At 57.9% G+C, this 18,562-nt stretch carries 16 protein-coding genes; 10 read left to right on the top strand and 6 right to left on the bottom strand.

Features of this window, described 5'->3' with window-relative positions; all coding sequences use genetic code 11:
* Positions 1 to 105 precede the first annotated feature (105 nt).
* From AC0J1C_RS08575 to AC0J1C_RS08565, 3 genes are all read left to right on the top strand, one after another.
* Entirely contained in the window at positions 106 to 1,374 is a 1,269-nt protein-coding gene (locus tag AC0J1C_RS08575; protein WP_473046454.1) for an MFS transporter, read from the top strand.
* 123 nt (positions 1,375 to 1,497) lie between these two features.
* Positions 1,498 to 2,322: a MipA/OmpV family protein gene (locus AC0J1C_RS08570; RefSeq protein ID WP_473046453.1), complete on the top strand. Its 825-nt coding sequence runs from the start codon at positions 1,498 to 1,500 to the stop codon at positions 2,320 to 2,322.
* Between the two features lie 305 nt (positions 2,323 to 2,627).
* Positions 2,628 to 3,863: an ABC transporter substrate-binding protein gene (locus tag AC0J1C_RS08565; RefSeq protein WP_473046451.1), complete on the top strand. Its 1,236-nt coding sequence runs from the start codon at positions 2,628 to 2,630 to the stop codon at positions 3,861 to 3,863.
* Here the strand turns inward: AC0J1C_RS08565 and AC0J1C_RS08560 are convergent.
* The 3 genes from AC0J1C_RS08560 to AC0J1C_RS08550 form a co-directional block, all read right to left on the bottom strand.
* Positions 3,853 to 4,071 (bottom strand): ACT domain-containing protein, encoded by a 219-nt coding sequence (locus tag AC0J1C_RS08560; RefSeq protein WP_473046449.1) that lies wholly within the window; start codon positions 4,069 to 4,071, stop codon positions 3,853 to 3,855. The two genes, AC0J1C_RS08565 and AC0J1C_RS08560, sit on opposite strands and share 11 nt — an antisense overlap.
* Positions 4,034 to 4,264, bottom strand: coding sequence for an ACT domain-containing protein (locus AC0J1C_RS08555; protein ID WP_473046448.1), 231 nt, complete (start codon positions 4,262 to 4,264; stop codon positions 4,034 to 4,036). The genes AC0J1C_RS08560 and AC0J1C_RS08555 overlap by 38 nt, the downstream gene beginning before the upstream one ends.
* Before the next feature lie 193 nt (positions 4,265 to 4,457).
* Positions 4,458 to 5,918 (bottom strand): malate:quinone oxidoreductase, encoded by a 1,461-nt coding sequence (locus AC0J1C_RS08550; RefSeq protein ID WP_473046447.1) that lies wholly within the window; start codon positions 5,916 to 5,918, stop codon positions 4,458 to 4,460.
* Between the two features lie 329 nt (positions 5,919 to 6,247).
* Between AC0J1C_RS08550 and AC0J1C_RS08545 the strand changes: the two genes are divergently transcribed.
* From AC0J1C_RS08545 to AC0J1C_RS08520, 6 genes are all read left to right on the top strand, one after another.
* The gene (locus tag AC0J1C_RS08545) at positions 6,248 to 7,432 is read left to right on the top strand and encodes a thiamine pyrophosphate-dependent dehydrogenase E1 component subunit alpha (RefSeq protein WP_473046446.1); all 1,185 of its coding nucleotides are present in this window, start codon (positions 6,248 to 6,250) and stop codon (positions 7,430 to 7,432) included.
* 1 nt (position 7,433) lies between these two features.
* Positions 7,434 to 8,411 carry an alpha-ketoacid dehydrogenase subunit beta gene (locus AC0J1C_RS08540; RefSeq protein ID WP_091985180.1) on the top strand — a complete coding sequence of 326 codons (978 nt, stop codon included), beginning with the start codon at positions 7,434 to 7,436 and terminating at the stop codon, positions 8,409 to 8,411.
* 26 nt (positions 8,412 to 8,437) lie between these two features.
* A complete protein-coding gene (locus AC0J1C_RS08535; RefSeq protein WP_473046445.1) occupies positions 8,438 to 10,039 on the top strand; it encodes a dihydrolipoyllysine-residue acetyltransferase in 1,602 nt (533 codons plus the stop codon).
* Positions 10,040 to 10,048: 9 nt separating this feature from the next.
* Positions 10,049 to 11,893 carry a protein kinase domain-containing protein gene (locus tag AC0J1C_RS08530; RefSeq protein WP_375191252.1) on the top strand — a complete coding sequence of 615 codons (1,845 nt, stop codon included), beginning with the start codon at positions 10,049 to 10,051 and terminating at the stop codon, positions 11,891 to 11,893.
* 143 nt (positions 11,894 to 12,036) lie between these two features.
* Positions 12,037 to 14,040: a methyl-accepting chemotaxis protein gene (locus AC0J1C_RS08525; RefSeq protein WP_473046444.1), complete on the top strand. Its 2,004-nt coding sequence runs from the start codon at positions 12,037 to 12,039 to the stop codon at positions 14,038 to 14,040.
* A 127-nt stretch (positions 14,041 to 14,167) separates the two neighbouring features.
* Positions 14,168 to 15,142: a peptidoglycan-binding domain-containing protein gene (locus AC0J1C_RS08520; RefSeq protein WP_473046443.1), complete on the top strand. Its 975-nt coding sequence runs from the start codon at positions 14,168 to 14,170 to the stop codon at positions 15,140 to 15,142.
* Between the two features lie 11 nt (positions 15,143 to 15,153).
* Here the strand turns inward: AC0J1C_RS08520 and AC0J1C_RS08515 are convergent, their stop codons facing one another.
* A complete protein-coding gene (locus AC0J1C_RS08515; protein WP_375191255.1) occupies positions 15,154 to 15,306 on the bottom strand; it encodes a YjiS-like domain-containing protein in 153 nt (50 codons plus the stop codon).
* Positions 15,307 to 15,474: 168 nt separating this feature from the next.
* Positions 15,475 to 15,726, bottom strand: a complete 252-nt coding sequence (locus AC0J1C_RS08510; RefSeq protein ID WP_473046442.1) for a YdcH family protein — start codon at positions 15,724 to 15,726, stop codon at positions 15,475 to 15,477.
* Between the two features lie 178 nt (positions 15,727 to 15,904).
* On the opposite strand from AC0J1C_RS08510, the gene AC0J1C_RS08505 reads away from it, so the two are divergent.
* Positions 15,905 to 16,873 (top strand): beta-ketoacyl-ACP synthase III, encoded by a 969-nt coding sequence (locus AC0J1C_RS08505; protein ID WP_473046441.1) that lies wholly within the window; start codon positions 15,905 to 15,907, stop codon positions 16,871 to 16,873.
* Here AC0J1C_RS08505 and AC0J1C_RS08500 read toward each other — a convergent pair.
* Entirely contained in the window at positions 16,867 to 18,504 is a 1,638-nt protein-coding gene (locus tag AC0J1C_RS08500) for a CHASE domain-containing protein (RefSeq protein WP_473046440.1), read from the bottom strand. The genes AC0J1C_RS08505 and AC0J1C_RS08500 overlap by 7 nt on opposite strands.
* Positions 18,505 to 18,562: the final 58 nt, after the last annotated feature.

Genomic DNA, 18,562 nt, shown 5'->3' with positions numbered 1-18,562 from the left:
GGAATTCCTCTATGCTAACCCGGCTGCGCGTGCATAATAGCCCCACCAATTCCGTTGCTTCACCTTAGCCAATCCACACCGGATTGATTGACCGGATATAGCTGAATGCCGCAAACAACGCCCATGACCTACGATCGTTTGATGAATCCGGTGCTGGTAGCCGGCTGCATCATCATTCTGGTGAGTTTTGCGGTGCGCGCGTCTTTCGGCCTGTTTCAGCTGCCGATTGCCCAGGAGTTCGCCTGGCCCAGGGAGTCGTTTTCCCTGGCAATCGCTATTCAGAACCTGTTCTGGGGCATCGGACAGCCCATCTTCGGCGCCCTGGCTGAACGATTCGGCGACCGTAAGGCCATTCTGGGTGGCGGTGCGTTCTATGTCGTAGGCCTGGTGCTTTCGGCCTATGCCATCACCCCGGGCCAGCACCAGCTTCTGGAAATGCTCGTGGGTTTTGGCATTGCCGGCACCGGTTTTGGCGTGATTCTGGCGGTAGTAGGGCGGGCGACCCCGGAACGGCATCGTTCCATGGCCCTTGGCATCGCCACAGCCGCAGGATCTGCAGGGCAGATCGTAGGGCCACCGGTTGCCAACGCGTTGTTGAGCCAGATGCCCTGGCAATCGGTGTTTGTGGCTTTCGCGGGTTTCGTCGCCCTCTCGATGTTTGCCCTGTTACTGATGCGTGCGCCACAGCGACAGCCAGCTGCCGACACCGATGAACCCATGGGTGTTGTGGTCAAGAGGGCACTCAAGGACCCCACATTCCTGTTTATCTTTATCGGTTTCTTCTCCTGCGGCTACCAGTTGGCATTCATAACGGCCCATTTCCCGGCCTTTATCACCGAAATGTGCGGGCCAATTACGCCGGACAGCCTGCTCTACGTACTGGGCGTAACCTCCGCCACAGGCCTTGGCGCCATATCCATCGCGCTGATTGGGCTTTTCAACATTGGCGGAACCCTGCTGGCCGGCTGGCTGGGCAACCGCTATTCCCGCAAATATCTGCTTGCCAGCGTCTATCTGTTGCGGACACTGGTATCGGCAGCGTTCATTCTCACACCCATTACACCAGAAACCGTCGTCCTGTTTTCAGTAGCCATGGGTTCCCTCTGGCTTGCCACCGTACCGCTGACTTCTGGCCTCGTGGCCCACATCTACGGTCTTCGGTACATGGGCACGCTATACGGGCTGGTGTTCTTTTCACACCAACTCGGTGGCTTTATGGGCGTGTGGCTCGGCGGAGCGCTGTACGATCTCTACAACAACTACACGCTGGTGTGGTGGGTTGGCGTAGGCGTAGGTGCTCTGTCGGCGGTGATTCATTTGCCGATCAAGGAGTATCCGTGGTCGGAGCGCCCAAGGGTGCCTGTTGCTGCGTGATAGAAGCCTCCTTGAACGACCATTTAACCAAGAAGGTTTTCGAGCGTCCGTAGATATCAAGCTAATAAACTGCCGCAATCAATTGATCGTATAAGCAGGTATCGCAGGGCAGGAGAACACATCATGAGAAAAACCTTCGTTCAAGTTGCAACATTTATGGGTGCCCTTACATGTTACGGCCCCTTGTATGCCGCAGAGCCAAGAACGGCTCTGGTTCCGCTCCCTTCAATCGAGGATTTTACTAATGGAGAGGGCTGGGGCTTCGGGCTTGGCCTGGGCGTTGAATACGAGACGGCTTATGAGGGCTCGGACGAGTTCGAGGTTGAGGTCGACCCGGCCGGGGGCGTTCAGTGGCGAACCGGCGACCACGTTTTGTTCTGGGCGGGAGAAGCCATTGGTTGGCGGGCTCTGGCGAGCGGTTCGTGGCTGGTTCAGGCCTCTGTAGGTTACGAAGAAGGTCGCGAAGAGGGCGATTCAGAAGATGGCAGGCTCGATGGGCTAGGGGAATCCAGTTCCGGAGTAGGCGTGCTGTTGCAAGCTCGCTACGCGCTTACGCCAGATTGGCGTTACTTCCTGGATGGCCGTGTATCCACGGGAGAAGTTGGCACACTCGGGATTTTTGGCGCAGGAACGTGCCTGGCTTGCCAACCGGATGGAACGGGCTGGGAAATCGGCGCTGTTGTCACTTTCCATGACAGTAAGCTCGCCAACCGGGATTTCGGAGTAAGTGCCACGCAGGCAAACAACTCAGGACTTCCAGAAACTGACGTAGATAGCGGCTACCGATCAACCGGTTTCAATGTTAATTACCGTCATTACCTGAACACCAATTGGCAACTCTTCGGCGAAGCGCTCTATGAAATTTACGGGAGTGAGGTTTCAGATAGCCCGATCTCCAGAAACGATTATGAAGCGGAAGTAGGTGTCGGCTTTATCTATGTTTTTTGAGGCTGGTCGAATGCCGGTCCGCGGAGAAGGAGGTGAAGGCGCTTTTACAGGAGGCCTTCACTTCGAGAGTGCGGAGCTTATGCCGTATCAGGAGAGACACTAGTTATCGGCGAGCGGACTTGACCTTATGTCCATCAGGGGCGCCATAACATATTTAACATAATATACATTATGCGCAGTTATGGATGGGAACGTCTTTGCAAAAGGCCACATTAAATTGGCTGATCCTGACGCTACCTCCTATTCTCTAATTATGGCTGGAAGCCCCAGCTGCACCCGAGTACGTCCACCAATGGGCACAACACATGAATGTCAGGGATGCACTACTCGTCGTTTTGTTTTTCTGCGCCTCGAGCGTGCTCTCTGCTGAAGAGATTCGTGTCAGTCTCCAACTCCAGCCAAACCAGCGTGACACATTCGAAAGGATCTTCCAGCAATTCCAGGTCGAGACTGGAATCAAGGTTGTGTCTGTTGTGGAAACAGATCTGGGTTACAAACGTAAGGTACCCGTCTGGCTAATCGAAGGAAAAGATACACCGGACGTCATGTTCTGGAGTGCGTCGCAACGGCTGTATCTTTATGCGGAAAAAGGTCTGATTCTGCCCATCACCGAGCTTTGGGATGAGCAAAATTACGACGAGCTATTCTCACACGTTAAAACGGGCGTTACGCTCAACGACGAAGTCTACGCGATTCCATTTGCCTACTATCACTGGGGGCTTTTCTTCAGGAAATCCATGGTCGAACAGTTCGGAGGCGTGCCTGAGGATTGGGAATCCTTTATTTCGGTTTTAACCAGAATGAAGAAGGCAGGCATTACTCCGATCGGTATCGGAACACGCCAGAACTGGCCTGCCGCCGCCTGGTTTGATTACATCAATCTTCGTATGAACGGCCTGGATTTTCATCTGGAGCTGCTCAATGGAAATGTCTCTTTTCACGATGCACGTGTACAGAACGTTTTATTGGAGTGGAAACGACTTATTGATAGCCACTTTTACAATGAGGACCATGAAAACTACGACTGGGACGGCGTGCTCCCGTTTTTCTACCGACATAAAATGGGCTTTATGCTGCTGGGCAACTTTGTTGCCAGCAGATGGCCAGTCAGGGATCCGCTGTTCGAGGACATCGGTTTTATGCCATTTCCCACCATTAATCGAGGCATCCCCTACTATGAAAATGCCCCAACCGATGTATTCATGATTCCCAAGAGCACAACGAAAGTGGCCGAAGCAAAAGCCTTTCTCCGGTTCATGGCGCGTGCCGATGTTCAAACAACGCTGAACAAGGATCTGGGGTATCTTCCGCCAAACAGGGAAGCCACTGTTGGCGAAGACAGGTTCATCAGAGACGGTGCCGAACTCATCAGCCGGGCTGCGGGGCTCGCCCAGTACTTTGACCGGGATACACCCCCTGCTTTCGATGAGCTGGCAACCCCGTTACTGGCGGACTATGTCAGCACCGGAAATATCGATGCCCTTACAGAAGGCCTGGAAGCGGCCAGAATCACGATTTTTGGTTTGACGCCTAACCCGTAGGATTCTCAGCCAGTTCCTTGAGTGCCCGCAAGGCTTCATCTGTGCGGTCGCTCGGCACGAACATATGGTCGTGGTAGAAACCAGCGATCACATTCGTCGTGATGCCTCGCTCTGCCAGCAGGCTGGTGACTACCGATGTAAGCCCGAGGGCCTCAAGGCTGGAGTGGCCTTCAAGCGTGATACGACGGAATACACGGTAATAATCCAAGGCCTTCGGCCTCCGCCTGTTCCAGCGGAATCACCAGGGTGAGCCCCTCCAGTTCGGCGATGCTTACAATGGGCTTGAGGTGTTCCAGCTCCCCGTACGCAGCTTTCGGTACGGTGCAGTACACGTAAGACACCGGATCCAGCTTCGGTGAAAGCTGACTGATCAGATTCTGGAGGAATTCGGTTCGCATCATTTTTACTGCCCTCTGGCCCAATGGCTTGGCTTCCTTTAGAAGGTAGCATGTTCAGCGTTCCACGGTAGGAATACGTTACTGAATGCGAAACCGGTTATTTGTGGAGATATATCGCTCTCTCCCGCACTATTGCGTGAGTTTGCCCTGCCGATAGCTCAGTCCGGCGCGGCTGAGTCATCGGCAGCGCTGCACTCTATTCCGGCGTAATTCCAAGCCTTGCATTCACCAGATCGCGGATTTCGCGGTAGCGGTCGGCGTCGTGGCTGAGGGTCTGCAGGTTGTCCTCAGGGAACATTTCCTTTTTCTTTGCCTGCGCTTCCGGCTTGCTGAACAGATCCGGCATCAACTGTTCCAGGCAACGCAGCATCACCTCAGGAGACACCGAGGCCCCGGGCGACGCCCCCAGCAAAGTACCGTAGGTCTTGTCGCTGTTGACGAGAATCTCGGTGCCCATCTGCAGGTCGCCGTCGCGGATAATCTGCACCCGCTGGCCGGCCTCGACTGGCTTCCAGTCGAACTTCTTGCTCATGCCGGGAGCGAAGCTTTCCAGCTCCTCGAACATGCTCTTCTCGCCCTTGAAGGTCTCCGACACCAGGTATTTAACGAGCGGGAAGTGCTCAATGGCAACGTTCAACAGGCTCGGGATGTCGTGCAGGCGCATGGACTTCAGGTAGTCCAGAAAACCTCTTCCACGTTCCAGAACCGGCTTGAAGGAAGCGAACGGCCCAAACAGCAGGTAATACTGGCCATCGGCCACCCGCAGGTCCAGATGGGGCACAGACATGGGCGGAGCCCCTACCTTGGCTTTGCCGTAGGTTTTCGCCCGGTACTGCTCTGCCTGCTCGGCGGTGATCGGCGCCTGCAGGAAACGGCCGCCCACCGGGAAGCCGGTGAAACGCCGCGCAAACGGCAGATGGCTTTTCTTGAGGATGGGGAACGCACCGCCACCGGCACCCACGAACAGAACGTCTGCCCGATACTGCTTGGGCAACATGTCACCTCGATGATGGGTCTCGATCAGCCAGGTTCCGGACGGGCTCCTGTGCACCCGTTTAACGTGGGTGCCATATTCAATTTTCACACCCAGCTTGTTAACCGCGTACTCGGCCATCTGTTCCGTCAATGCGCCAAAGTTCACGTCGGTACCCGTCTCAATTACCGTGGCGGCCATTTTGTCGGAGCGCGGACGCTCTTCCATGGTGAACGGGATCCAGCTCTTGATCTCGTCGAAATCCTCGGAGAAGCGCATCTGCTCGAAAAAGTGGTGAGCCGACATCTCCTTGTAACGCAGCTTGAGCTCCGGGATTGAGGGCTCAGACACGATGGTGCAGTGCTTGGTACGGTTGATGAAGGTTTTCGGCTCCTTGATCGCGCCCTTCTCCACCAGATAGGCCCAGAACTGTTTAGCCACGTTGAACTGGGCGTGGATCTTGAGGGCCTTCTCTACAGAGATGACTTCTTCATCCACCGGGGTGTAGTTCAGTTCGCAGTTGGCCTCATGGCCCGTGCCGGCGTTGTTGAATACCCACGAGTTACCCGCTCCCGGCCCATCAAGCCGTTCAAGGATGGTCACCTCAAGCTCGGGCACCAGTTCCTTTGCCAGTACGGCAAAAGTGGTGCCCATAATCCCTGCGCCAATGATCGTTACGTTCATACAGAAAGTCTCACCCGTTCCAATGTGTTCCAATCCCGTTGCGGTTGCTGAATTTATCACGCTTCCGACATCTGGCGGAAATCAACAGAACCTGTAGACGCTTACGGTCACCGGGCCATTCTGTATCAAAATCCATGCTCAACTAGCGAAACGCCCCGGCGTCGCCATAACGAATGTTCGCATCGGCCTACCCTAAAAGCGCAGTTTACGTTAAGGTAACCCTGTTCCGAAGCATCACACCAGATTCTTCAGGACTGTCTACAATGACATTAACGACATGCCCACAAGGCGTGTTTTGTTCCTCAGGCCATTACCCCAGGAAGAGGATTATGACAACAACAAAGTCAAAAGTTGCGTACTCCCCGGTATTTACCGACGGTGCGGAATTCCGTATTCCCACGTTCAAACTTCTCAAGCAGGACGGCAAGCTCTACAAGAGCGCCAAGGCGCCGGACCTGGATAAAGACAAGGCCCTGCGAATCTACCGGGCCATGGTCACCACCCGGATTCTTGATGAACGCATGCTGGCCGCCCAGCGCCAGGGTCGTTTGAGTTTCTACATGCAGTGCACCGGTGAGGAAGCCGCCGTGATCGGCAGCGCCGCGGCACTGGATGATGGCGACATGATCATGGCCCAGTACCGTGAACAGGGCGCCCTCGCCTATCGCGGCTTCACCATCGACGAGTTCATGAACCAGCTGTTCGGCAACGAGCAGGATTATGGCAAGGGCCGGCAGATGCCCGTGCACTATGGTTCGAAGAAGCTCAACTACATGACCATTTCCTCGCCGCTGGCCACCCAGATTCCCCAGGCCACCGGCTATGCCTATGGCCAGAAAATGGCCGGTGATGGCCACTGCACCATCACCTACTTTGGCGAAGGCGCGGCCTCCGAAGGCGATTTTCACGCGGCCCTGAACATGGCGGCGGTACACCGGGTACCGGTGATCTTCCTTTGCCGTAACAACGGCTACGCCATTTCCACCCCTGCGGCCGAGCAGTTTGCCGCCGACGGCGTGGCACCCCGGGCCTACGGCTACAAAATGGACGTAATCCGGGTAGACGGCAATGATGTACTGGCCATGTACGAGGCCACCCGGGCCGCTCGCGCCATGGCCGTTGAGCACAATCGCCCGGTCCTGATCGAGGCCATGAGTTACCGACTGGCCGCCCACTCCTCGTCAGACGACCCGTCCGGCTACCGCAGCAAGGACGAAGAGGCCGTGTGGCGGGAAAAAGACCCGATCCTGCGCATGCGCCTGTGGCTGGAAAGCAAGAAATGGTGGAGCGAGGACGAAGAAAAGCAGCTCCAGGAATCCATGCGCCGTGAGGTGCTGGAAACCATGAAGCGGGCCCAGAAGCGACCGCCTCCCCCACTCGAATCGCTGGTGACCGATGTCTACGACGAGGTGCCAGCCTCGCTCGCTGAGCAATTCGACAAACTCAAGGCCCACATTCGCCGTTATCCGGACGAATACCCCAAGAGTGCCGAACACGCCAAGGGAGGAGCATGATATGAGCAAGATGAACATGCTCCAGGCGATTAACAATGCCCTGGATACGGCCATGGCCGCCGACGAGCGGGTGCTGTGTTTTGGTGAGGACGTCGGCGTATTTGGTGGGGTTTTCCGGGCCACCAGCAACCTCCAGCAGAAGTATGGAAAGGCCCGCTGCTTCAATACGCCCCTAGTCGAACAGGGGATTATCGGCTTTGCCAACGGCCTGGCGGCCCAGGGCTCGGTTCCGGTGGCCGAGATTCAGTTCGCGGACTACATTTTCCCGGCCTTTGACCAGATCGTGAACGAATCGGCCAAGTACCGGTATCGCTCTGGCAACCTGTTCAACGTGGGCGGCCTGACCATCCGGGCTCCTTATGGAGGCGGCATTGCCGGCGGCCTGTACCATTCCCAGTCACCGGAAGCCTACTTTGCCCACACCCCGGGCCTGAAAATCGTGGTGCCACGCAATCCGCACCAGGCCAAGGGCCTGCTGCTGGCAGCTATCCACGACCCCAACCCGGTGCTATTTTTCGAGCCCAAGCGCCTCTACCGCGCCTCCGTGGGCGAAGTGCCCGATGAGGACTACCGCCTGCCCCTGAGCGAAGCGGAGATCACCAAGGAAGGCACGGATGTGACCGTACTGGGCTGGGGCGCACAGATGGAGGTAATCGATCAGGCCGTGGAGCGGGCCGAGAAAGAAGGCATCTCCTGCGAGGTGATCGACCTGCGGACCATTCTGCCCTGGGACGTGGAAACCGTGGCCAACTCGGTGTTCAAGACCGGGCGCCTGGTGGTCACTCACGAAGCGCCATTGACCGGCGGATTCGCCGGCGAGATTGCCGCTACCATTCAGGAGCGCTGTTTCCTGTATCTGGAATCCCCCATCGCACGGGTTACCGGGATGGACACCCCCTTCCCGCTGGTGCTGGAAAAAGAGCACCTGCCCAACCACCTGAAGGTCTACGAGGCCATCAGGGCGAGCGTGGAATTCTAGGCTGATATCAGGACAGGAGAGCTGCAATGAGTGATCTTATACTGCCCGATATCGGCGAAGGTATCGTGGAATGTGAACTGGTGAAATGGCTGGTCAGCGAGGGCGACGTTATCGAGGAAGACCAGCCGGTAGCCGAGGTGATGACCGACAAGGCCCTGGTGGAAATCCCTGCCCCCTACAAGGGCCGTGTTACCCGCCTCTACCACAAGGAAGGCGACATCGCGAAAGTGCACGCGCCGTTGTTCGAGCTGGTGGAGGAAGGCGAGCCTTCTGAATCCACGGAAACAACGAGCACAGAGCAACCAAAAGACGTCGAGAAGGCCGAACCGGCGACCAAACCGGCAACCTTGGCCGATACCGGCGACGATGCAACCGAAGACTTTATCCTGCCGGATATCGGCGAGGGTATTGTCGAGTGTGAGGTGGTGGAATGGCGCGTGGCCGAGGGCGACGAGATTGAGGAAGACCAGCCCGTGGTCGACGTGATGACCGACAAGGCCATGGTGGAGATCACCGCACCAAAGGCAGGCCGTATTACCAAGCTCTACCACGAGCAGCAGGCCATGGCCCGGGTGCACTCCCCGCTGTTTGCCTTCATACCTCGCGAGCGCGAAGATTCCGTTGGAACGCCCGCGTCCCAAAAACCGCAACAGCAGCCGCAAGCGGATACCGCAACGCCACCGGCAAAGGCGGTCAATGGCACCCATCGCCAGCGGATACCGGCCAGCCCGGCGGTGCGTCGCCTGGTGCGTGAGCATGAGCTGAACCTGGCGGACATTGCCGGGTCCGGTAAAGACGGCCGGGTACTTAAGGCGGATGTTCTGGCCCACCTGGAGCAACCCGAGGCGAAAGAGCCAGGGAAAGCCACTGCCGACAAGGCGCAACCGGCGGCTACAGGGTCACTTCGCCCGCAAGCCGAAGCAGAGGTGCGCGTCGAGCCCATCAAGGGCATGCAGGCGGCCATGGTACGCAGCATGACCCAATCGGCCAGCACCATTCCGCACTTTATTTACAGTGAGGATATCGACGTAACCGACCTGCTTGCCCTGCGGGAAAAGCTCAAACCCGAGGCCGAATCCCGGGGTTCAAGGCTCACCCTGATGCCCTTCGTGATGAAGGCCATGGCGCTGGCCATCCAGGAATTTCCGGTGCTCAACAGCCGCATTAACGACGACGTAACCGAGATCCACTACCTGCCCCATTGCAACATCGGCATGGCCGTGGACGGCAAGGCGGGGCTGGTGGTGCCCAACGTGAAGAACGTGGAGCAGCGAACGTTGCTGGGTATCGCCGACGAAGTCTCCCGGCTCACCGAGGCGGCCCGCTCCGGTCGGGTCAGCCAGGAAGATCTGAAAGGCGGTACCATTACCATCTCCAACATCGGCGCGCTGGGCGGCACCTACGCGGCCCCCATCATCAACGCACCGGAGGTGGCGATTGTGGCCCTGGGCCGTACCCAGAAGTTGCCGCGGTTCGATGCCAAGGGCCAGGTGGTGGAACGGGCGATCATGACCGTCAGCTGGGCCGGGGACCACCGCATCATCGACGGTGGCACCATTGCCCGTTTCTGCAACCGCTGGAAGGGCTACCTGGAAGCGCCGCAGACGATGCTGCTGCATATGGGCTAACGGTTGGTCATGGTGCAGCAGAAACCTCTTCAGCAGTTCTACATACCCGAAGAGCAGTCGATCTACCTGCTCAGCCATGACGATGCCAAAAAGCTCAAGGACTGGGTGGCGCTCTGCGCCGCCCAGCTCCGCCAGCTCGGCTACCGCGATATCGAACTGATTGGCAAGGGTGCCTACGGATTCGTATTCGCGGGTCGCCTGCCCACACCGAGCTCCCAGGGCCCGGAGCACGTGTTCAAGTTCACCCGGATCAACCTGCCCCAACACCTCCAGGACCGCCTGGAAGACGAGGCCTACATTCTTGAGCAGGTCCGACACCCCCGGGTTCCGCGGCTGATCTCCTACCAGCGTGCCAACAACCAGCCCATCCTCGTGATGGAGCGGGCCGCAGGTCTGAATCTGGAAGAAGTATCCCTGCAGGAAGGACGTCTCAAACCACGGTTGATCATTCGTATTGCCGACCAGATCGCCGATATCCTTCGCTGCCTCCGCCGAGAGAACGGTCCCGCCGGGCGGCCGATCGTCCATGGCGATATCAAGCCCTCCAACCTTGTGTTCGATGCCCGCACCGAGAACGTTGCCCTGATCGACTGGGGCTCGTCGGTGTTCGCCCAGCTCGACGCCAACCAGCAGTTCATCACCGCGAATGTAATGGAGTTGATGTCCGACAACCTGCAACAGACCAACGCCCGGCTTGGGGATGTGTATTTCATCGGCGAGGAGCAGCTCAACGGCGGTCTGTCGTCGCCACGATTCGACGAACAGGGTGCCGCCGGGACTCTCTATGCCCTGGCCTCGGCCCAGTCATGCCGCTTTGGCCACCGGGCTATTCCAGCTACCTCTCTCGGGCTGCCCATGGAGTTTGCGCGCATGCTCGATGGCATGCTCTCGCCGGATCCGGAAACCCGTCGCAAAGCCGGAGACTACTACCTTCGGGAAATGCCGCGCATGGCTCGCACGGTCATGATCGATCTGAAAGAACCGCCAGTGCCGCCCCAGGTGCCGGTGTGGGTCCGCGAGTCTGACCAGGAGATCGACACCGTGGTCTACAGCTCGCGCAAATCTTTCCTGCGGGAGGAAGGCGCCCCGGAAACCCTGAGCGATGTGAACGACGTTCAGCTGGATCGCTACTACAAGAACTTCATGCAGGGCATGGGCGAAACTGAAAAGGCCTTTCTGGCGGCGGTCAGTCGCCTCGGCCGCTACCCCGTGGAAGGCGGGCTCGCGGTACGCTGGGAAACCGATGGCATTTACATCGACACCTCCCTGAACCTGCACGACCCGGCCCTGAAATCCGCCTTTGTTCAGGCGGTGAACAACATGGTGTATCTGGCCCAGGCCATTTACCGCAAGGGCATCTTCAAGAGCTGCCTGTTCAACGCCCGCAACACCCTGCACGTGGATCGCGACGATCCGAGCCAACCGTTCCGCATTGAGCCGGACCTCAAGCTCCATTACGAAGTCAGCGCCGCCCCCGAGGTGGAGGACGAATCCCGCGTGCACTCCTACTTCGAGGACGGGCCGGACCCGGAGGAATTCCTGGTACTGCCGGACACGATCATCGAGGCCCTTGAGGCGCTGAACGACATCCATCACACCGGCATGATCATCTTCGAGGCCCTGCCCCGGCACCTGAAGATCCACAGCCACTACCGCCTGCTGGACCCGGAACGGGAAGCAGAGTTCAGCCACCTGCTGGATGAGATCCTGTCCGCTGTCGAGCAGATCACCGGGCTGGGCGTATCCGGTTATATGAAGATGCCCTACAAGGACACCCGCTTCTTTCCCCACATCGAGCGCCTGCCAGACCGTTACTATCCGCGCAATCCGAGGGCCGACATGGCGCCCTCCTGAACAGCTGCGAGAGGATCACTTTCTCTGGAAGCAGTGCAATACTCAAAACAGCCAATGCGCCGTAATGGAAACTCGAACGTAACGCTTCAGGTTTTGTCGGCGCTGCCGATACCCGTGAAAACAACTTTAGAAAGGATCACACTTTGGCCTCCTCTGCCTTCGCATCGATTGAGCGCAAACTGGGTGTTCCCGGAAAGCTCCTGATTGCACCCGTTTTCATCCTGCTGCTGTTTGCCGCAGTCACGTTCTTCAGTGTCTATGAGTTCCAGGAACTGGACCGGCGAATGAATACCGTCGCCCGGGATCTGGCGCCGGATACTGCCATCGGCACGGAATCGGTTATCAGCGTCTACCGGATGCGACTGCGGGTATTTGACTATTACTCGTCTGGCCATGAAGAGGCCCTTACCCACTTTGACGAGCTGGAGCAGGAATTTAATGGCGTGATGACTCGGGCCCAGGACCAGATCGCCGATCCTGCGGCTGCGGAACTTGTTGATCGCATCGAAGAGACAACCCGTGAATACATCGATGCCTTCCGAAACGAACTGGTTCCGGCCAAGCGACAGGTGTTGGCGATTGTTCGCGACGAACTCAACCAGCATGGCCCCAATGCCACCCAGGCCCTGCGCATGGCCCTAAACGGGGTTGCCAACCGCGAGCCGGAAAGCGACCTTCGTGCTGGCCTCGAACAACTCCTGAACGACGCACTGGTGATGCGTTTGACCGCGCAGCGATACCTGGCCAGCGGTGAAAAGGACGCACAGGATGCGCTGGGATGGGCGATCGAGGACCTGACAGACGCCCTGGAGCTGCTGGATACCGAGAACGGGCCCGAGTTTGTCCAGGTCTATCTGGATACCGTGGTGGAAGAACTGGCCAACTACCGGGCCGCGGTCCAGAGGATGCTTGAGCAGCAAAACATCGTGGTAACCGTGAAGCGGGACAAACTCGATGTACTGGGACCTGAAATCGCCAGTATGGCCCGGGAGCTGGAAAGCAGCATCTTCGCGGCCCTTGAAGTTGAAGCCGACGCCGCAGGCGAGGAAACAGACCTGGCCCTGAGGTTCACACTGATTGCCTTTGGTATTTCCCTGGTGCTTGGCCTGGTGGTGGCCGTTCTGATGAGCCGGATGATGGGAGCCAGCGTTAAGCGCGCGAAAACCGAAATCCTTGGCTACCTGGATGACATTGCCCAGAACAATGGCGATCTCTCCACCCGCCTCACACCTGGCCGCCCCGATGAGATCGGTGATTTCATTGGCGCCGTCAATGCCTTCCTGGAAACTCTGGAACAGACGATCTCCCGAATCGTCAGCGCATCGCGCCGTTTGACCTCCGAATCCGAATCGCTTTCCGGTATTACCGAGCGCACCACCGCCAACTCCGAGCAGCAACGGGACCAGATCACGCAGGTGTCAGCGGCCATGCAGGAGATGGTGTCCACCTCCGAGGAAATCGCATCGAACACCAGTGACACCGACGAATCTGCGCGCCGGGCGGCCTCGCTCGCGGACACCGGACAGGAAACCGTCAGCACGGCCATTCGCTCCGTCACCAACCTGGCGCAACAGGTGGAAGAAGGTTCCAGGCGTATTCAGCAACTGGAGAACGAGTCTGCCGAAATTGGCAAGGTGCTGGCCGTTATTCAGGGCATTGCAGAGCAGACCAACCTGCTGGCCCTGAACGCTGCCATCGAAGCGGCCCGGGCGGGAGAAGCCGGGCGAGGGTTTGCCGTGGTGGCGGATGAGGTGCGCGGGCTGGCCAGACGTGTCCAGGAGTCGACGGTCGACATCGAACGGATCGTGTCCCAACTGCAAAGCGGAGCTGCGGGCGCCGTCGTTGATATGAGCCGCGCCAAGCAGATGGCCTCGGAAGCCAGCGAGGAAGCCGGAAAATCCGGCAAGGCCCTGGCCGATATACTCTCTGCGGTTAACAACATTGTTGAAATGACCACCCAGATTGCCAGCGCCACCGAACAGCAGCGGGCCACCGCCGCTGAGATGACCCAGAACGTCGAGGTCAGCAGCAATGCCATAGAAGAGCTGGCCGGAGACATTGGCCAGGTCAACCAGTCCAGCCGGTCCCTGGCAGAGATGGCTGATGATCTGAACACTCTGGTGAAGCGGTTCCGCGTGAAGGAGTAGCGCCAACGGCAATCGTTGCAGATGTTAACCACGTCATGGGCGGGTTCCTGAAATACTGATACGTTGGGCTGTCGGTTACAGAATGTAACCATCCAGGACAGCCTTGGACACGTTGGAGGGACCCACCATGACCCACGCCCGCAAGATCGTAAAAGCCCACCCAGGTCGCCGGAGTGCGGCAATTCTGGCCACTGCCCTGCTCTTGAGCCACGCCCCACTCGGTTTTGCGCAGGCCGGTCAGACCGAGCAGGTTATCTTCTCTGCAGAAAACGCACTCTATGGTGCGGGGTATGACATCGGGCGTGCCGACGGCTGGTTCGATAATGACCTGCGCAGCGCCGTGCGCGCCTACCAGAAGGCCAACGCGCTGGCGGTCAGCGGCAAGCTCGACAACCCCACGCTCTCCGCTCTTGGCGTCAAAGCCAGCTTGGTGCAAAGCGTCTCGGGCAATGCCCTGAGCAGCCGGGCCCAGTCTCTCAAGGTGCTCGAGTTACCATCGCCCGCGACAATGCCGGTCGCTCGTCCTGAAGTGCGAAAGACGGTTGTAGAAAAAGCGGTCGCCCAGAAGCCGGTTGTCGAAAAGCCCGTTGTTGAAAAGATGGTTGAAAAGACGGTCGTTGAAGAGCCGGTTTTGGAGAAAGCGGCTGTTGCCGAAGTGGAACCAGCTCCGCCTTCCTCTCCGAAGACTGAACCGACCACAGCCGAGGCGGTTAACGAAAAGGTCAGCAAAAGCACCGGATCGGTGGAGCTGGCTGAAATTTCTCCAGCCGAAGTTCCTACAAAACAAACACCTGCAGACGAAACCTCGATAAAACCTGAAGAAAAAATCCAGGAACCAGTTGCAGAAAAAACAGAAGAGGTAAAACCGGCAACCGTGGCCTCCACCGAGACGACCACGGTTGAGCCCGAAGCACAGCCTCAAGCGGCTATCGAGCCCGCTCAAAATGTAGAGCAATCACAACCAGACCCGGCCAAGCCTGAGGAAAAAGTGGCTGTGGCAGAACCTTCAGAACAGGAAACCCCGGTTGAGGCCCGACGGGCAAGCACCGGAGGCGGGTTTTTCAGTGCCCTGTTCGATTTCTTCTTCGGCTGGCTGGTGTAACCTTTCCCGAATCAGAATTTCCAGAACGGGGTACTGAGTTTCCGCTCGACGATCTCGGGCGAAAAACCCACGTCATTCAACAGACGCGGATCCATAGTCGATACCAGATGGACGAAGTTACGCTTCATCCGCCAACCTTTGTAAAGAGACGCTGCTCGTTTCATGTGACTACTCCTGGACAGTGTAAGACGTTCGGTCTCAAAAACGGGACCCTGTTTAATTAGTGTCCTATTTTAAACCTGGCCAGGAGTGTTCTGAATACTTGGAAACCCCTATGAACAGGGGCTTCCAGCGCATTTCAGTGAAATTTTGATGACGGGTCTGTTACCCGTTCATGAAGACTTGCCGTTTGAAATCAGAGTCTGATACAGGTCGTCCTTGAGTTGGGCGCGTTTCTGTTTCAAGCGGTGCAGCTTGTCGTCGCCAATGGGCGCATCCCGCTTCTCCAGCCCCTCAATTTCATGATCCAGGTCTGTGTATTCCCGGAGCTTCTCGTTGAACCTGAGGTCGTTGCTTTTGAGTTCTTCGATGAGGCCTTTGTACTGGGGAAATTCTAGGTGAAGCTCGTGGCTGGAAATGCCCATTTTCCAAGTCTCCTCTATTGTCCGGAGTGTGTGCGCAATCGTGATCATTCCGATCACTTTCAGCATAGTCGAGCCTGCCACTTTCTGGGCTTCTTTGACAAATCGCTAATTACGCACGACGTTTCATGGGTATAGCATGGTCTTACGTTCATCCAGTTACGTCTCGGGACACTCGCGAATGACCTTTGCACGAATTACCGGCACCGGCTCCTATCTGCCAGACAATGTTGTGACCAACAAAGACCTTGAGAAGATGGTCGACACCAGCGATCAGTGGATTCGCGAGCGTACCGGTATTGAGCGCAGGCACATTGCCGTTGAGGGCCAGACCACCGTTGATCTGGCCGAGCAGGCCTCCAGAAACGCCATTGAGGCGGCAGGCATCAACCCCAACGACATCGACCTGATCGTGTTTGCCACCTCCACGCCGGACAAGATCTTCCCGAGCTCTGCCTGCATCCTCCAGGCCCGCCTGGGGATTCACGGCTGTCCGGCGTTCGATATCCAGGCGGTATGCAGTGGTTTTGTCTACGCCCTGGCCACCGCCGAGAAGTTCATCAAAACCGGAAGCAGCAAAAAGGCGCTGGTGATTGGCGCCGAGGTCTTTTCCCGCATTATTAACTGGGAAGACCGGGGCACCTGTGTCCTGTTCGGCGATGGTGCCGGCGCGGTAATTCTGGAGGCAGACGAGGAAACCGGCATCCTCTCAACCCATATTCACGCCGATGGCCAGTACGAAGAGCTGCTGCACGTTCCCTGTGGCATTGCCGATGGCTACGAACAGGTCAAGGCCGGACGGGCATTTGTCGAAATGAAAGGCAATGAGGTGTTCAAGGTTGCGGTCAATACCCTTGGCAAGATCGTCGACGAAACCCTCGCCGCCAACCAGATGAAGAAATCCGACATTGACTGGCTGGTGCCGCACCAGGCCAACCTCCGGATTATCTCAGCGACGGCACGCAAGCTGAACATGTCCATGGACCAGGTGGTGGTCACCGTGAACGAGCACGGCAATACCTCTGCGGCGTCCATCCCCCTGGCACTGGACGCTGCGGTTCGGGATGGTCGCATCAAACGCAATGAAGTGGTGTTGCTGGAAGCCTTTGGCGGCGGTTTCACCTGGGGTTCTGCGCTGCTTCGCTACTGACGCCCTGCTTCAGCCCGGAGAAGCGGCCCACAAACCCGGTTACGCCCGGACTCCTTGGCCTGGTAGAGAGCGTTATCAGCCTCGTCAACCAGTAACACGGGCCCGGTGCCCTCCTGATCCCCCTGCTCTCCTGAAGCCTCTCGCTTCAACGACTGTTGTTCTGAGGACAGCTCGCTTTCGGAGAGCTCGCTCGGCGCCAGCATCGCGACACCCACGCTGATGGTGACGGATTCAGCAACCGATGAGAGCCGGTGAGGAATCCCACGCGCCTCAACCGCTTGACGACAGGCCTCGGCGATCGTCTCCGGCTGGGGGGTGTCGGGCAGGATGATCGCGAACTCCTCTCCACCATAACGTGCAACCAGGTCAGCGGGACGTTTGACCACCTCCTGCAAAATCCCTCCGACGTCACGAAGGCACGAATCGCCGGCTGGATGGCCGTACTCGTCGTTGTACTCCTTGAAGAAGTCGATATCGACCATGACCAGCGACAGGGTTGTCTTTTCCCGCAGCGCCCGCCGATACTCTCTGCGAAGCACCGCATCAAACTGCCGGCGGTTAGCCAGACCTGTCAGGGCATCGGTGAGCGAGATTCGTTCCAGCTCGGCCGTGGCAAGACTCAGCTGGGCGTTTTTTCTTGCGCCGGACAGGAAGTAACCCACCAGTACCACAACCAGCACAGTGCCCGAGGCGCTCACAAACAGTGGCAGGATGCCGCGGCGGGCCTCGATATAAGACCGGGAGGGGACAGCTTCCACCGACCACTGGCGACCCGCAATCGAGATGGTCTCTGCGGTATAACGGAGGTCGGGCTGCCAGGACAGGTGCTCCGGATTACGGGAGCGGTACAGCAACAGTTTCTGACTGCCGGTGATGTCCAGCACTTCAAACAGCAGGTCTTCGGTGAGCTCCGGCCCCACGGCCTGCGCCACTAACTCCCCCACCCGGAAAACGCCGTTGATAAACCCATAATGCTGGCGGGTATCGATCCCGGCACCCGGGCTTGTAGAAAGGGTATAAAGCGGTGCAAACACCAGGAACCCTCTCTGGTTCTCCGGTTCCTGAACAAGCCGGATTCCGGCCGTTGCGACCATTTCGCCAGATTCCCGTGCTTCCAGCAGCGCCTCCCGACGGGAGGCCTCACTGGCCAGGTCAAACCCGAGCGCGGCGCGATTCTGCCCCAGTGGCTCTATGTACTGCACCGGCACATACCAGGCCCTGTCCGTCAGGCCAACCAGGCCGTCAGGGCTTGCCTCTGTCATCGCGAAATCGGCAAACGCCTCTTTCTGTCGGCGGATGAATTCATCAAGTTCGCTGTGCTCGACGGAAGGCGCCCAGGCGAACGCCTGAATCGCTGGCGAACGCTCCAGGATCTCATAGGTCAGGCGATTGAACCTTTCGGCCGTCATCTCCGGCATCACGGCCACGGCCGATCTGAGGGCAAAGAGAATTTCAAGATTCAGCAGGGCTTCACGCTCAAGGCTGGCAGACAGTTGGTCAATCTCGGCCTTGAACTCCAGTTCGATGGCCCGGGTTTCTTCCTTGTACAGCAAACGCCCCAGTCCCAGGCTGAGTGCAATGCCAACAATCAGTGCGGCGATCGCGTACAACGACGCCCTTTTTTTCTTCATCTGCAATTTACACAAGACACACCCTGCTTCCGCTGACTAACGATTCTGGCGACCACGG

Source organism: Marinobacter sp. E2, from assembly GCF_055755345.1.
The sequence above is the reverse complement of the archived record's forward strand: the minus strand, read 5'-3'. Positions and strand labels throughout refer to the sequence as shown.

Bases quoted from the DNA above. Each gene is read 5' to 3' on its own strand.
- AC0J1C_RS08550 (WP_473046447.1), bottom strand. From the start codon at position 5,918: ATGAACGTAACGATCATTGGCGCAGGGATTATGGGCACCACTTTTGCC.
- AC0J1C_RS08540 (WP_091985180.1), top strand. From the start codon at position 7,434: ATGAGCAAGATGAACATGCTCCAGGCGATTAACAATGCCCTGGATACG.
- AC0J1C_RS08575 (WP_473046454.1), top strand. From the start codon at position 106: ATGCCGCAAACAACGCCCATGACCTACGATCGTTTGATGAATCCGGTG.
- AC0J1C_RS08565 (WP_473046451.1), top strand. From the start codon at position 2,628: ATGAATGTCAGGGATGCACTACTCGTCGTTTTGTTTTTCTGCGCCTCG.
- AC0J1C_RS08535 (WP_473046445.1), top strand. From the start codon at position 8,438: ATGAGTGATCTTATACTGCCCGATATCGGCGAAGGTATCGTGGAATGT.
- AC0J1C_RS08570 (WP_473046453.1), top strand. From the start codon at position 1,498: ATGAGAAAAACCTTCGTTCAAGTTGCAACATTTATGGGTGCCCTTACA.
- AC0J1C_RS08545 (WP_473046446.1), top strand. From the start codon at position 6,248: ATGACAACAACAAAGTCAAAAGTTGCGTACTCCCCGGTATTTACCGAC.
- AC0J1C_RS08515 (WP_375191255.1), bottom strand. From the start codon at position 15,306: ATGAAACGAGCAGCGTCTCTTTACAAAGGTTGGCGGATGAAGCGTAAC.
- AC0J1C_RS08500 (WP_473046440.1), bottom strand. From the start codon at position 18,504: ATGAAGAAAAAAAGGGCGTCGTTGTACGCGATCGCCGCACTGATTGTT.
- AC0J1C_RS08555 (WP_473046448.1), bottom strand. From the start codon at position 4,264: ATGATGCGAACCGAATTCCTCCAGAATCTGATCAGTCAGCTTTCACCG.
- AC0J1C_RS08520 (WP_473046443.1), top strand. From the start codon at position 14,168: ATGACCCACGCCCGCAAGATCGTAAAAGCCCACCCAGGTCGCCGGAGT.
- AC0J1C_RS08510 (WP_473046442.1), bottom strand. From the start codon at position 15,726: ATGGGCATTTCCAGCCACGAGCTTCACCTAGAATTTCCCCAGTACAAA.
- AC0J1C_RS08530 (WP_375191252.1), top strand. From the start codon at position 10,049: ATGGTGCAGCAGAAACCTCTTCAGCAGTTCTACATACCCGAAGAGCAG.
- AC0J1C_RS08505 (WP_473046441.1), top strand. From the start codon at position 15,905: ATGACCTTTGCACGAATTACCGGCACCGGCTCCTATCTGCCAGACAAT.